Raw genomic sequence first — 13,875 nt, 5'->3', positions numbered from 1 at the left:
TTACTCGGCCATCGAAGAAGAACGGGAGGTAGGGATAGGTGGAACCGGGTCATAACCACCGGGATTCCACGGATGACAGCGACCTAAACGACGAAAGGCCAGCCAGCCACCGCGCAGAAGACCATGATTTTCTATGGCCTCTAACGCGTAGCAGGAACAACTGGGGTAGAAGCGACAGTGGTTGGCCATCAGGGGACTAATGGCATAGCGATAAAACTGGATCGGAACGAGTGCCAGTTTACGCATCGGGACTGTCTACCCCTACAGTTTCGGTGTTGACTGCTGGTACCGGCTTGCTACGTGCCAGACGCTTCCAGAGCTTGCCGAAATGCTGAATCAATTCGGGGTTTTCTACGTCACCCAAACCTTTGCGCGCGACGATTACGATGTCCCAACCGACCAGCGAATCCTGGTTCAGGCGAAACGATTCGCGCATCAGACGTTTGAGGCGATTGCGCTCGACGGAGAGCTTTACGCTCTTCTTCCCGATTACCAGCCCGAGACGGGGGTGATCGAGATCGTTGTTGCGCGCAAGGAGCAGGAGATTTTTCCCCGGAACCTTGCCGGTAGGGGAGTCAAAGACTGCCTTGAAATGCCGGGGAGTAAGCAAACGCTTTTCCCGACTGAAGTCCTGACTCACCTCCAGTGCCGGATTATCAAACTGCCAGACGCGCACGACCTTTGGCGCGACGACGCGACAGGACGGCACGACCGTTCTTGGTAGCCATGCGAGCACGGAAACCGTGGGTACGAGCGCGTTTGATAGTGCTTGGTTGGAAAGTACGTTTCATTGTCGTGTTACCTGGTTCGTCCACAACGGGCCGGAATGGCCCCCGTTTTAAGAGACCGGGGATTCTAGAGAAAGCAAGCCTCTAGGTCAATTTCCAACCAACGTTTCCTTATAAATAGATCTCCAGGCGTTTTTTCGTACGCGCAGCCTTCGCTAGATATAGAAATAAAGAAGGAAGTTATTTAAAGCTTTTTTGTAAAGCTTATAAAAGCTAGGGACGCCATCCTCTGTGGATAAGTGGCTTCAGCCCTTATACTGTGCACTGTACAGAGAATGACAACTACAGTGGAAAACGGTGGTCAGCCTGTGCTGCGCTATCGGATAAGCTGTGTGTGGAACGGCTAGTTATCCACAGGCAGGTTATCCACCGAGTTTCGCCCCCACTTGTCCAGTGCCCTCATGGTCGGTTATCCACAGAGCTTATGCACATACCATTGGTCGTCTTTATGAGGGGTAACGCGTTGATAATTCATGGCCTGTGCGCAACCTGCATGTGGATAAGTGGACGTCTGGCCGCTACAATGGCCGCTTGTTTTTGCCTCACCGGCTTTCAACTTAGGGGATATCCGTGTCAGTGGAACTTTGGCAGCAGTGCGTGGAGCTTTTGCGCGATGAGCTGCCTGCCCAACAATTCAACACTTGGATCCGTCCACTACAGGTCGAAGCCGAAGGCGACGAGTTGCGTGTCTACGCACCGAATCGTTTTGTTCTCGACTGGGTCAACGAAAAATACCTGGGCCGTGTCCTCGAACTGCTGGATGAGCATGGCAATGGCATGGCGCCTGCGCTTTCCTTATTAATAGGCAGCAAACGCAGTTCGGCACCGCGTGCGGCCCCCAATGCGCCGTTGGCCGCTGCAGCGTCCCAAGCCCAGGCGGCCCAAGCGCCAGTGAGCGCTCCGGTACCCGCCCCGGCGAGCACACCGACCAAGCGTGCGACGCAAAAAGTTGCCGAGGTCAGTGAAGAGCCGTCTCGTGACAGCTTCGACCCGATGGCCGGAGCCAGTTCGCAACAGGCGCCGGTTCGCTCCGAGCAGCGCACCGTGCAGGTCGAAGGCGCGCTCAAGCACACCAGTTACCTGAACCGCACCTTCACCTTCGAAAACTTCGTCGAAGGTAAGTCCAACCAGTTGGCCCGGGCCGCGGCCTGGCAAGTGGCGGACAACCCAAAGCATGGTTACAACCCGCTCTTCCTTTATGGCGGCGTCGGCTTGGGTAAAACTCACTTGATGCACGCTGTGGGTAACCACCTATTAAAGAAGAACCCGAATGCCAAGGTTGTTTACCTGCATTCGGAGCGGTTCGTGGCCGACATGGTCAAGGCGCTGCAACTGAACGCAATCAACGAGTTCAAGCGCTTCTACCGTTCGGTGGATGCGTTGCTGATCGATGACATTCAGTTCTTTGCCCGCAAAGAGCGTTCCCAGGAAGAGTTTTTCCACACCTTCAATGCCCTGCTTGAAGGTGGCCAGCAGGTCATTCTCACCAGTGACCGCTATCCTAAAGAAATCGAAGGCCTTGAAGAGCGGCTGAAATCCCGCTTCGGCTGGGGCCTGACCGTAGCGGTCGAGCCGCCAGAGCTGGAAACCCGCGTGGCGATCCTGATGAAAAAGGCCGATCAGGCCAAAGTCGATCTGCCACACGATGCGGCGTTCTTTATCGCACAACGTATTCGCTCCAACGTCCGTGAACTGGAAGGCGCGCTGAAACGCGTGATCGCCCACTCGCACTTCATGGGTCGCGACATCACCATCGAGTTGATTCGTGAATCCCTGAAGGACTTGTTGGCGCTGCAAGACAAACTGGTCTCTGTGGATAACATTCAGCGCACGGTCGCCGAGTACTACAAGATCAAGATCTCCGACCTGCTGTCCAAGCGTCGTTCACGCTCGGTCGCACGTCCGCGTCAGGTTGCAATGGCGTTGTCCAAGGAGTTGACTAACCACAGCCTGCCGGAAATCGGCGATGTGTTTGGCGGCCGGGACCACACCACCGTGTTGCACGCTTGCCGCAAGATCAACGAACTTAAGGAATCCGACGCGGACATCCGCGAGGACTACAAGAACCTGCTGCGTACACTGACCACTTGATGAACACCAGCGCAGCTTATTAAGGCAAGGGACTAGACCATGCATTTCACCATTCAACGCGAAGCCCTGTTGAAACCCCTGCAACTGGTCGCAGGCGTCGTCGAGCGCCGCCAGACCTTGCCGGTGCTCTCCAACGTGCTGCTGGTTGTCGAAGGCCAGCAATTGTCGCTGACCGGTACCGACCTGGAAGTCGAGCTGGTCGGTCGTGTGCAACTCGAAGAGCCTGCGGACCCGGGCTCCATTACTGTGCCTGCGCGCAAGTTGATGGACATCTGCAAGAGTCTGCCGAACGACGCGCTGATCGACATCAAGGTCGACGAGCAGAAGCTGGTGGTGAAAGCAGGCCGTAGCCGCTTCACCCTGTCGACCCTGCCAGCCAACGATTTCCCGACCGTCGAAGAAGGTCCGGGCTCGCTGACCTGCAGCCTGGAGCAAAGCAAACTGCGTCGTCTGATTGAACGCACCAGCTTCGCCATGGCCCAGCAGGACGTGCGTTATTACCTCAACGGCATGCTGCTGGAAGTCTCTGCCGGGATCATCCGTGCCGTGGCCACTGACGGGCACCGTCTGGCCATGTGCTCGATGCAGGCCGATATCGGTCAGCCGGATCGCCACCAAGTTATTGTTCCGCGCAAAGGTATCCTCGAACTCGCACGCCTGCTGACTGAGCCGGACGGCATCGTCAGCATCGTGCTGGGTCAGCATCATATCCGCGCGACCACCGGCGAATTCACCTTCACCTCTAAGCTGGTCGACGGCAAATTCCCTGACTACGAGCGCGTTCTACCTAAAGGCGGCGACAAACTGGTACTGGGTGATCGTCAGGCATTACGTGAAGCGTTCAGCCGTACCGCGATTCTCTCTAACGAGAAATACCGTGGTATTCGTCTGCAATTGGCCAATGGTCAGTTGAAGATCCAGGCGAACAACCCGGAGCAGGAAGAAGCTGAAGAAGAAGTTGGCGTCGAGTACAACGGCGGCAATCTGGAAATCGGCTTCAACGTCAGCTATCTGCTCGACGTGCTGGGTGTGATGACCACAGAGCAGGTTCGTTTGATCCTGTCCGACTCCAACAGCAGCGCGCTGGTGCAAGAGTCCGACAACGACGATTCGGCCTACGTTGTCATGCCGATGCGTCTGTAATCATGCTCAGCAGAAGCTAGATGTCCTTAAGTCGCGTCTCGGTCACCGCGGTGCGCAATCTGCACCCGGTGACCTTCTCCCCCTCCCCCCGAATCAACATTCTTTACGGCGCCAACGGCAGCGGCAAAACCAGTGTTCTGGAAGCCATTCATCTGCTGGGGCTTGCCCGTTCGTTTCGTAGCACCCGTCTTTTACCGGTGATCCAGTACGAGCAGTTGGCGTGTACGGTGTTCGGACAGGTGGAGTTGGCGGAAGGTGGGCATAGCGCTCTGGGAATCTCCCGCGACCGTCAGGGCGAGTTTCAAATCCGTATCGATGGGCAGAACGCCCGGAGTGCGGCGCAGCTGGCAGAAATCCTGCCGCTTCAGCTGATTAACCCTGACAGCTTTCGCTTGCTGGAGGGTGCACCCAAGATTCGCCGGCAGTTTCTCGACTGGGGCGTGTTCCACGTGGAACCGCGGTTCATGTCCACTTGGCAGCGCTTGCAGAAGGCCCTGCGCCAGAGAAACTCTTGGCTGCGGCATGGTACACTTGACGCCGTTTCGCAAGCGGTTTGGGACAGGGAACTGTGCCAGGCCAGCGCTGAAATAGATGAATACCGCCGCGCTTACATCAAAGCCTTGAAACCAGTCTTTGAACAGACCTTGAGCGAACTGGTTGAGCTTGAAGGTTTGACGCTCAGTTATTACCGAGGTTGGGACAAGGACCGCGAATTGAGTGCAGTGCTCGCCGGTTCCCTTCAGCGGGATCAGCAAATGGGTCACACCCAGGCCGGACCACAACGTGCTGATTTGCGTCTCAGACTGGGCGCACATAATGCCGCAGACATCTTGTCCCGCGGCCAGCAGAAGTTAGTGGTTTGTGCGTTGCGGATAGCCCAAGGGCACCTGGTGAGCCAGGCCCGGCGTGGCCAGTGTATTTATCTGGTGGATGACTTGCCGTCCGAACTGGACGAGCACCACCGTCGCGCGCTCTGCCGCTTGCTGGAAGACTTACGCTGCCAGGTGTTTATCACCTGTGTAGATCACGAATTATTGAGGGAAGGCTGGCAGACGGAAACGCCAGTCGCTCTGTTCCACGTGGAACAGGGCCGTATCACCCAGACCCACGACCATCGGGAGTGAAGGCATTGAGCGAAGAAAATACGAATACCTACGACTCAACGAGCATTAAAGTGCTGAAAGGCCTGGATGCCGTACGCAAACGTCCCGGTATGTACATTGGTGACACCGACGATGGTAGCGGTCTGCACCACATGGTCTTCGAGGTAGTCGACAACTCCATCGATGAAGCGCTCGCTGGCCACTGCGACGACATCAGCATCATTATCCACCCGGACGAATCCATCACCGTTCGCGACAACGGTCGTGGCATCCCGGTAGACGTGCACAAAGAAGAAGGCGTCTCGGCAGCTGAGGTCATCATGACCGTACTGCACGCCGGCGGTAAGTTCGACGATAACTCGTACAAGGTTTCTGGCGGTCTGCACGGTGTAGGTGTTTCGGTTGTTAACGCCCTGTCCGAAGAGCTGGTCCTGACCGTTCGCCGCAGTGGAAAGATCTGGGAACAGACCTACATCCACGGTGTTCCGAAAGAGCCAATGAAGATCGTCGGCGAGAGCGAAACCACCGGTACCCAGATTCACTTCAAACCATCCGACCTGACCTTCAAGAATATCCATTTCAGCTGGGACATCCTGGCCAAGCGGATCCGCGAACTGTCCTTCCTCAACTCCGGTGTCGGCATCGTCCTCAAGGACGAGCGCAGCGGCAAGGAAGAGCTGTTCAAATACGAAGGCGGTCTGCGTGCGTTCGTTGAATACCTGAACACCAACAAGACTCCGGTCAACCAGGTGTTCCACTTCAACATTCAGCGTGAAGACGGCATCGGCGTGGAAATCGCTCTGCAGTGGAACGACAGCTTCAACGAGAACCTGTTGTGCTTCACCAACAACATTCCACAGCGCGATGGCGGTACTCACTTGGTGGGTTTCCGTTCCGCACTGACGCGTAACCTGAACACCTACATCGAAGCGGAAGGTCTGGCGAAGAAGCACAAGGTCGCCACCACCGGTGACGATGCCCGCGAAGGCTTGACCGCGATCATTTCGGTGAAAGTCCCGGATCCGAAGTTCAGCTCCCAGACCAAAGACAAGCTGGTTTCTTCCGAAGTGAAGACCGCCGTCGAACAGGAAATGGGCAAGTACTTCTCCGACTTCCTGCTGGAAAACCCGAACGAAGCCAAGCTCGTCGTCGGCAAGATGATCGATGCTGCTCGTGCGCGGGAAGCGGCGCGTAAAGCCCGTGAGATGACCCGTCGTAAAGGCGCGCTGGATATTGCCGGCCTGCCGGGCAAACTGGCTGACTGCCAGGAAAAGGACCCTGCCCTCTCCGAACTGTACCTCGTGGAAGGTGACTCTGCTGGCGGCTCCGCCAAGCAGGGTCGTAACCGTAAAACCCAGGCCATCCTGCCGCTCAAAGGCAAGATCCTGAACGTTGAAAAGGCGCGATTCGACAAGATGATCTCTTCGCAAGAAGTGGGCACCTTGATCACCGCGCTCGGCTGTGGCATTGGTCGCGACGAGTACAACATTGCGAAGCTGCGTTATCACAACATCATCATCATGACCGATGCTGACGTCGACGGTTCGCACATCCGTACCCTGCTGCTGACCTTCTTCTTCCGTCAGTTGCCTGAGCTGATCGAGCGTGGCTACATCTACATCGCCCAGCCACCGCTGTACAAGGTTAAGAAGGGCAAGCAAGAGCAATACATCAAAGACGACGATGCCATGGAAGAGTACATGACGCAGTCGGCCCTGGAAGACGCGAGCCTGCACCTGAACGAGGAAGCACCGGGCATTTCCGGCCCTGCCCTCGAGCGCCTGGTGAATGACTTCCGTCTGGTGATGAAGACCCTCAAGCGTCTTTCGCGCCTGTACCCACAGGAACTGACCGAACACTTCATCTACCTGCCTGCAGTGAGCATGGAGCAACTGTCCGATCACGCAGCGATGCAGGATTGGCTGGCTCAGTACGAAGTTCGTCTGCGAACTGTTGAGAAGTCCGGCCTGGTGTACAAAGCCAGTCTGCGTGAAGACCGTGAACGTAACGTCTGGCTGCCAGAGGTCGAGTTGATCTCGCATGGCCTGTCGAACTACGTCACCTTCAACCGCGACTTCTTCGGCAGCAATGACTACAAAACCGTGGTATCGCTCGGCGCTCAATTGAGCACCTTGCTGGACGACGGCGCGTACATCCAGCGTGGCGAGCGCAAGAAGCCGGTCACCGAGTTCAAGGAAGCCCTTGAATGGCTGATGGCTGAAAGCACCAAGCGTCACACCATCCAGCGATACAAAGGTCTGGGCGAGATGAACCCGGATCAGCTGTGGGAAACCACCATGGACCCTAGCCAGCGCCGGATGCTCAAAGTGACCATCGAAGATGCCATTGGCGCAGACCAGATCTTCAACACCCTGATGGGTGATGCGGTCGAACCTCGTCGTGACTTCATCGAAAGCAACGCCTTGGCGGTTTCCAACCTGGACTTCTGATTCAGCAGAAATCCTGCCAAACCCAAAAGGCCAACGCTCAGCGTTGGCCTTTTTTATTGGATCTTGGCCACCCCCGTTAACAGCCTGACACAGCCATTGTTCAGGCACTGAAACACAGTAATTTCGAGCATAAAAAAACCGGCTATATCAGCCGGTTTTTTTGCGCCCGAAAAAAACTTATGCACCTTTTTCGGAATTTTATCAGTTTAAGAAATATACATATAAATCATATGCTTACGATATAAATAAGCCGCTTCTTGGAAAAACGGTACACAGGTTATCCACAGAATCTCAGACGGCGACCTGATCGTTGGCAGAGGGCGCTGCCGGGGCTGCTGGTAGCGAACCCATCTCCCGTTGCATCTGTTCGTTCCAGTGCTGCACACGGTCGTTCAGATCGGCAATGGCGCGCGGCCCGCTACCCTCGGCATACATCGGTGCGCCAATGATCACGGTGATCACGCCTTGCTTCTTTGCCCAACCGGTTTTCGGCCAGAATTTGCCGGCATTGTGTGCAATCGGCAGCACTGGAAGTGCCGCGTTGACCGCCAACGCGGTGCCTCCGCGAGAGAACTTGCCGATGGTGCCAAAGGGAACGCGCGTCCCTTCCGGGAAAATCAGCACCCAAACGCCATCCTTGAGCAATTCGTCGCCCCTCTTCGCCACATGCTTGAGCGCCGCTTTTGGATTGTCGCGATCGATGGCAATAGGACGCAGCATGGCCATGGCCCAACCGAAGAACGGAACATAGAGCAGTTCACGCTTCAGCACCTGGCTCAACGGCTCGAAGTAGGCCGATAGGAAGAACGTCTCCCAGGTGCTCTGGTGGTTCGACTGAATCACGCAGGGCTGGTCTGGCACGTTCTCGGCGCCCTTCACTTCGTAGCTGATGCCCAGAAAGACTTTGCTCAGCCATAAGGCGCAACGGCACCAATAAACATTGATAAAGCGATAACGCGCCTTGAACGGCAGAAAGGGCGCGATAAAAAAGCTCAGGCTGCACCAAAGCAAGGAGCTGGTGCCCAGCAGCAGGTAAAAGAGGAAGGTTCTGATGGCCTGCAGTATCGACATGGCGACATTTACCGTGCGGGCTCTGCCCGTCTATATAAAGTGCACTCCCGATCAATCCCTGGTCAGGAAATTCGAAAGCACTCTAATTGTGGATAAGTTCTGCGGCAATCGCCGCAAGATCGTCAAAAATCAAGGTGCCCACCGGCAGGGTCTTGCCCAAAGTCTTTTCGCCTTTCCCGGTCTTTACTAAAACTGGTTGAGAATCGACGGCTTTGGCGGCTTCCAGGTCACCGAGCGTGTCGCCAACGAACCATAGATTTGTCAGCGAAACGTTGTAATGCGTGGCGATGGTTTTCAACATCCCCGGTTTTGGCTTGCGGCAATCGCAGCCGTCGTCCGGCCCGTGCGGGCAATAGACGATCAGCCCGACTTCACCGCCCTGCTCCGCCACCAGCGAGCGAAGGCGCTCGTGCATGGCGTCCAGGGTGGCGATGTCGTAATAACCGCGCGCAATGCCCGACTGGTTGGTAGCCACCGCCACCGTCCAGCCGGCCTTGCTCAACTGCGCAATCGCCTCGATCGAGCCCGGGAGCGGAATCCACTCCTCCACCGACTTGATGTAAGCGTCGGAGTCGTAATTGATCACCCCGTCCCGATCGAGAATCAGCAGTTTCAACAGCAATTCCTCAGCCCAGCATCGAAATGTCGGCGACGCCGAGGAACAGCCCACGCAGACGCGCCAGCAATGCATAGCGGTTGGCGCGGACCTTGGCATCTTCAGCGTTGACCATCACGGCCTCGAAGAACGCATCCACCGGCTCGCGCAAGGCAGCCAGACGCGCCAGCGATTCACGGTACTGACGCGCAGCGGCCATCGGCTGTACAGCCTGGTCAGCCTGCTGGATCGCCGAGTACAGGGAGAACTCGTTGGCATTGTCGAAGTACTTGGCTTCCACGACCGACGGAACAGAGCCTTCGACCTTGCTCAGCAAGTTCGATACGCGCTTGTTCACCGCGGCCAGGGCAGCGGCTTCCGGCAATTTGCGGAACGCTTCTACCGCTTGTACGCGTTGGTCGAAGTCCAGCGCCGAACCCGGTTTCAGGGCACGTACCGACAGGTAAGTGCCGACGTCCACGCCTTCGTCTTCATAACGGGCACGTAGACGATCGAAGATGAACTCCAGCACCGCGTCATTCAGACCGGCAGCCTTCACCTTGGTACCGAACGCATTCACGGCAAACGCCACGGCATCGTTGAGGTCGAGGTCGAGCTTCTTGTCGATCAGGATGCGCAACACGCCGAGCGCGGCACGGCGCAAGGCATACGGGTCTTTGCTGCCGGTTGGCAACATGCCGATGCCGAAAATCCCGACCAGGGTGTCGAGCTTGTCGGCGATGGCCACGGCCGCCCCGGTCAGGGTGGTCGGCAGTTCAGCGCCGGCACCACGCGGCATGTACTGCTCGTTCAGTGCCAGGGCGACATCTTCCGGCTCGCCGTCGTTGAGGGCGTAGTAGTAACCGGCGACGCCTTGCATCTCCGGGAACTCACCGACCATCTCGGTGGCCAGGTCGCACTTGGACAGCAGGCCGGCACGGGAAGCCCAGGCTGCGTTGCCGCCAATGCGTTGCGCGATGAACGCGGCCAGTTTGGAAACACGCTCGGCCTTGTCATAGACGCTGCCGAGTTTTTCCTGGAACACCACGTTCTGCAGGCGCAGGTTGAAGTCTTCGAGTTTCTGCTTCTTGTCTTGCTTGAAGAAGAACTCGGCGTCGGTCAGGCGCGGACGAACCACTTTCTCGTTACCGGCGATGATCTGCTGCGGGTCTTTGCTTTCGATGTTGGCCACGGTAATGAAACGTGGCAGCAACTTGCCGTCGGCATCCAGCAGGCAGAAATACTTCTGGTTGTCCTGCATGGTGGTGATCAGGGCTTCTTGCGGCACGTCGAGGAAACGCTCCTCGAACGAGCACACCAGCGGCACCGGCCACTCAACCAGCGCAGTCACTTCGTCAAGCAAGGCTGGTGGCACGATTGCAGTACCTTCCTGCATCGTCGCCAGCTCTTCGGTGCGCTTGCTGATCAGCGCGCGACGCTCGTTGGCATCGGCCAGCACGTAAGCGCCGCGCAGATCGGCCAGGTAGTTGGCCGGCGAAGTGATGCGCACGCTTTCCGGGTGATGGAAGCGGTGACCACGGGAATCACGGCCAGCCTTCTGGGCGAGGATGGTGCAGTCGATGACCTGGTCACCGAGCAACATCACCAGCCATTGGGTTGGGCGAACGAATTCTTCCTTGCGAGCACCCCAGCGCATGCGCTTGGGAATCGGCAGGTCGTTCAGGGAATCTTCGACGATGGTCGGCAGCAAGCTCGCGGTCGGCTTGCCGGCGATGCTTTGGCTGTAGCGCAGTTTCGGGCCGCTCTGATCGATTTCGCTCAGGTCGACGCCGCACTTCTTGGCAAAACCCAGTGCCGCTTGAGTCGGGTTGCCTTCGGCGTCGAACGCGGCCTGACGTGGCGGGCCGTCGAGGTTGATGCTGCGATCCGGCTGATGGGTGGCCAGAGAAGTGATCAGTACAGCCAGACGACGGGGCGCGGCGTAGACGGTTTTGGTCTCGTAGTTCAGGCCGGCGGCCTGCAAGCCCTTGTCGATACCGGCCAGGAACGCGTCGGCCAGGGTGTTCAGGGCTTTGGGTGGCAGTTCTTCGGTGCCCAGTTCAACCAGAAAATCTTGAGCACTCATTGTGCAGCCTCCAGCTTGGCCAGTACTTCATCACGCAGGTCCGGGGTCGCCATCGGGAAGCCCAGCTTGGCGCGAGCCAGCAGGTAGGCTTGCGCAACGGAACGCGCCAGGGTGCGCACACGCAGGATGTATTGCTGACGCGCGGTCACCGAGATCGCCCGGCGCGCATCCAGCAGGTTGAAGGTATGGGACGCCTTCAACACCATTTCGTAGCTCGGCAATGGCAGCGGCTGGTCGAGTTCGATCAGGCGCTTGGCTTCGCTTTCGTAGAAATCGAACAGTTCGAACAGCTTTTCGACGTTGGCGTGTTCGAAGTTGTAGGTCGACTGCTCCACTTCGTTCTGGTGGAACACGTCGCCGTAGGTCACTTTGCCGAACGGACCGTCCGCCCAGACCAGGTCGTAGACCGAGTCCACGCCTTGCAGGTACATCGCCAGACGTTCCAGGCCGTAAGTGATCTCGCCGGTCACCGGGTAGCACTCGATGCCGCCCGCTTGCTGGAAGTAAGTGAACTGCGTCACTTCCATGCCGTTGAGCCAGACTTCCCAGCCCAGACCCCAGGCGCCCAGTGTCGGCGATTCCCAGTTGTCTTCAACGAAGCGAATGTCGTGGACCAACGGGTCCAGGCCAACGTGCTTGAGGGAGCCCAGGTACAGTTCCTGGAAATTGTCCGGGTTCGGCTTCAGGACAACCTGAAACTGGTAGTAATGCTGCAGACGGTTCGGGTTTTCGCCGTAGCGGCCGTCAGTCGGGCGACGACTGGGCTGCACATAAGCGGCGTTCCAGGTTTCCGGGCCGATGGCGCGCAGAAACGTGGCAGTGTGGAAAGTACCGGCGCCTACTTCCATATCGTAGGGCTGAAGTACCACGCAACCTTGCTCGGCCCAGTATTGCTGGAGGGCGAGGATCAAGTCTTGGAAGGTACGCACGGCTGGCGTAGGCTGGCTCACGAAATTCACCTGTTTCTTGGGCTGCGATTTAAAGAGCGGGAGTATACCCGATTCATTGCTGCGCACGCCCCCTGGAGCCTTATGCCACGCTGCTTTTGGTGTTCCGAAGATCCGCTGTACATGGCTTATCACGACCAGGAGTGGGGCGCGCCGCTACGCGATGCGCAGGGATTGTTCGAGTTGCTTTTGCTCGAAGGGTTCCAGGCAGGCCTCTCATGGATCACCGTGCTGCGTAAACGTGAGCGTTATCGCGAGGTGTTGTTCGGCTTCGACGTCCAGCGTGTGGCGCAGATGAGTGATGCGGAAATCGATGAATTGATGCTCGATCCAGGCATCATCCGCAATCGCCTGAAACTCAACGCCGCCCGGCGCAACGCCCAGGCCTGGCTGACGCTGGAAGACCCGGTGGAGTTTCTCTGGTCTTTCGTTGGCGGCACGCCTGTGATCAATCATTTCAAGGATCGCACCGAAGTGCCGGCGATCACGCCAGTCGCCGTGGAGATGAGCAAAGGCTTGAAAAAGGCCGGCTTCACCTTCGTCGGCCCGACGATTTGCTACGCGCTGATGCAAGCCTCGGGCATGGTCATGGATCACACGCAAGACTGCGACCGCTACGCTCAGCTCGCCAACGGCGGTTAGAATAGCCGCCTCGCGCACAGCACAAGATCAGGAGTGACCTGTGGATAAGTTTAAAGGCGCCTTGCTGGTAGGCGCTCTGCGGCTGTTTGCCCTGCTTCCCTGGCGGGCAGTGCAAGCCGTGGGCTCGGCCATTGGCTGGGTCATGTGGAAAACCCCCAACCGTTCCCGCGACGTGGTGCGGATCAACCTTTCCAAGTGCTTTCCCGAGATGGACCCGGCCGAGCGTGAGCGTCTGGTGGGCCAAAGCCTGAAAGACATTGGCAAGTCGTTGACCGAAAGCGCCTGTGCGTGGATCTGGCCGGCCCAGCGCTCCATCGACCTGGTGCGCGAAGTCGAAGGCCTCGACGTGTTGAAAGACGCGCTTGCCTCTGGCAAAGGTGTCGTTGGCATCACCAGCCACCTGGGCAACTGGGAAGTGTTGAACCACTTCTATTGCAGCCAGTGCAAACCGATCATCTTCTATCGTCCGCCCAAGCTTAAGGCGGTGGATGATTTGCTGCGCAAGCAGCGTGTCCAGTTGGGCAACCGGGTGGCTGCTTCGACCAAGGAAGGCATCCTCAGCGTTATCAAGGAAGTGCGCAAAGGTGGTGCAGTCGGCATTCCGGCTGACCCGGAACCGGCTGAATCCGCCGGGATCTTTGTACCGTTCTTCGCCACGCAGGCGCTGACCAGTAAATTCGTGCCGAACATGCTCGCTGGCGGTAAAGCCGTCGGTGTGTTCCTGCATGCGCTGCGGTTGCCGGACGGTTCCGGTTACAAAGTGATCCTCGAAGCCGCCCCAGAAGCCATGTACAGCACGGATACCGAGACCTCCTGCGCCGCCATGAGCCAGGTCGTGGAGCGTTATGTACGGGCTTATCCAAGCCAATACATGTGGAGCATGAAGCGCTTCAAGAAACGTCCGCCAGGCGAAGAGCGCTGGTATTGACTCGATTGGCATGATCTGTGGATAACCTTGG

The 13,875-nt window shown here is 57.6% G+C and carries 13 protein-coding genes; 6 read left to right on the top strand and 7 right to left on the bottom strand.

The window, feature by feature from the left end; translation table 11 throughout:
- From yidD to rpmH, 3 genes are read right to left on the bottom strand one after another with little or no spacing between them, the layout of a single operon-like run.
- The gene (gene yidD / locus ACM6I0_RS15685; RefSeq protein ID WP_077430980.1) at positions 1-246 is read right to left on the bottom strand and encodes a membrane protein insertion efficiency factor YidD; all 246 of its coding nucleotides are present in this window, start codon (positions 244-246) and stop codon (positions 1-3) included.
- On the bottom strand, positions 239-640 hold the full coding sequence (gene rnpA, locus ACM6I0_RS15680; protein ID WP_003187205.1) for a ribonuclease P protein component: 402 nt from the start codon (positions 638-640) through the stop codon (positions 239-241). The genes yidD and rnpA overlap by 8 nt, the downstream gene beginning before the upstream one ends.
- A 16-nt stretch (positions 641-656) precedes the next feature.
- Entirely contained in the window at positions 657-791 is a 135-nt protein-coding gene (rpmH, locus tag ACM6I0_RS15675) for a 50S ribosomal protein L34 (protein WP_003213577.1), read from the bottom strand.
- A gap of 567 nt (positions 792-1,358) precedes the next feature.
- Between rpmH and dnaA the strand changes: the two genes are divergently transcribed.
- From dnaA to gyrB, 4 genes are read left to right on the top strand one after another with little or no spacing between them, the layout of a single operon-like run.
- Positions 1,359-2,879, top strand: coding sequence for a chromosomal replication initiator protein DnaA (dnaA, locus tag ACM6I0_RS15670; protein ID WP_285431492.1), 1,521 nt, complete (start codon positions 1,359-1,361; stop codon positions 2,877-2,879).
- Between the two features lie 39 nt (positions 2,880-2,918).
- Positions 2,919-4,022 (top strand): DNA polymerase III subunit beta, encoded by a 1,104-nt coding sequence (gene dnaN, locus ACM6I0_RS15665; protein WP_017341709.1) that lies wholly within the window; start codon positions 2,919-2,921, stop codon positions 4,020-4,022.
- A 20-nt stretch (positions 4,023-4,042) separates the two neighbouring features.
- Complete coding sequence (recF, locus tag ACM6I0_RS15660; RefSeq protein ID WP_007969883.1) at positions 4,043-5,146, top strand: DNA replication/repair protein RecF; 1,104 nt, start codon at positions 4,043-4,045, stop codon at positions 5,144-5,146.
- A gap of 5 nt (positions 5,147-5,151) precedes the next feature.
- Positions 5,152-7,575 carry a DNA topoisomerase (ATP-hydrolyzing) subunit B gene (gyrB, locus tag ACM6I0_RS15655; RefSeq protein ID WP_090177574.1) on the top strand — a complete coding sequence of 808 codons (2,424 nt, stop codon included), beginning with the start codon at positions 5,152-5,154 and terminating at the stop codon, positions 7,573-7,575.
- Between the two features lie 291 nt (positions 7,576-7,866).
- Here the strand turns inward: gyrB and ACM6I0_RS15650 are convergent, their stop codons facing one another.
- The 4 genes from ACM6I0_RS15650 to glyQ form a co-directional block, all read right to left on the bottom strand.
- Positions 7,867-8,646 carry a lysophospholipid acyltransferase family protein gene (locus tag ACM6I0_RS15650; protein ID WP_285431486.1) on the bottom strand — a complete coding sequence of 260 codons (780 nt, stop codon included), beginning with the start codon at positions 8,644-8,646 and terminating at the stop codon, positions 7,867-7,869.
- An 82-nt stretch (positions 8,647-8,728) separates the two neighbouring features.
- Positions 8,729-9,268 carry a D-glycero-beta-D-manno-heptose 1,7-bisphosphate 7-phosphatase gene (gmhB, locus tag ACM6I0_RS15645; RefSeq protein ID WP_285431484.1) on the bottom strand — a complete coding sequence of 180 codons (540 nt, stop codon included), beginning with the start codon at positions 9,266-9,268 and terminating at the stop codon, positions 8,729-8,731.
- A gap of 4 nt (positions 9,269-9,272) precedes the next feature.
- Entirely contained in the window at positions 9,273-11,327 is a 2,055-nt protein-coding gene (gene glyS, locus ACM6I0_RS15640) for a glycine--tRNA ligase subunit beta (protein WP_222589153.1), read from the bottom strand.
- Positions 11,324-12,277, bottom strand: a complete 954-nt coding sequence (gene glyQ, locus ACM6I0_RS15635; RefSeq protein ID WP_003213601.1) for a glycine--tRNA ligase subunit alpha — start codon at positions 12,275-12,277, stop codon at positions 11,324-11,326. The genes glyS and glyQ overlap by 4 nt, the downstream gene beginning before the upstream one ends.
- An 81-nt stretch (positions 12,278-12,358) precedes the next feature.
- Between glyQ and tag the strand changes: the two genes are divergently transcribed.
- Both tag and ACM6I0_RS15625 read left to right on the top strand, forming a co-directional pair.
- Positions 12,359-12,916, top strand: a complete 558-nt coding sequence (tag, locus tag ACM6I0_RS15630; RefSeq protein WP_285431479.1) for a DNA-3-methyladenine glycosylase I — start codon at positions 12,359-12,361, stop codon at positions 12,914-12,916.
- A gap of 40 nt (positions 12,917-12,956) precedes the next feature.
- Positions 12,957-13,844: a lysophospholipid acyltransferase gene (locus ACM6I0_RS15625; RefSeq protein ID WP_090177553.1), complete on the top strand. Its 888-nt coding sequence runs from the start codon at positions 12,957-12,959 to the stop codon at positions 13,842-13,844.
- The last annotated feature ends 31 nt before the right edge of the window (positions 13,845-13,875 follow it).

The organism is Pseudomonas sp. IT-P294 (genome assembly GCF_949767865.1).
In the GTDB taxonomy this organism is placed as follows: Bacteria; Pseudomonadota; Gammaproteobacteria; order Pseudomonadales; family Pseudomonadaceae; genus Aquipseudomonas.
This window is presented reverse-complemented; position numbering and strand designations above follow the sequence as displayed.

Bases quoted from the DNA above. Each gene is read 5' to 3' on its own strand.
- yidD (WP_077430980.1), bottom strand. From the start codon at position 246: ATGCGTAAACTGGCACTCGTTCCGATCCAGTTTTATCGCTATGCCATT.
- rpmH (WP_003213577.1), bottom strand. From the start codon at position 791: ATGAAACGTACTTTCCAACCAAGCACTATCAAACGCGCTCGTACCCAC.
- dnaN (WP_017341709.1), top strand. From the start codon at position 2,919: ATGCATTTCACCATTCAACGCGAAGCCCTGTTGAAACCCCTGCAACTG.
- recF (WP_007969883.1), top strand. From the start codon at position 4,043: ATGTCCTTAAGTCGCGTCTCGGTCACCGCGGTGCGCAATCTGCACCCG.
- ACM6I0_RS15650 (WP_285431486.1), bottom strand. From the start codon at position 8,646: ATGTCGATACTGCAGGCCATCAGAACCTTCCTCTTTTACCTGCTGCTG.
- glyS (WP_222589153.1), bottom strand. From the start codon at position 11,327: ATGAGTGCTCAAGATTTTCTGGTTGAACTGGGCACCGAAGAACTGCCA.
- tag (WP_285431479.1), top strand. From the start codon at position 12,359: ATGCCACGCTGCTTTTGGTGTTCCGAAGATCCGCTGTACATGGCTTAT.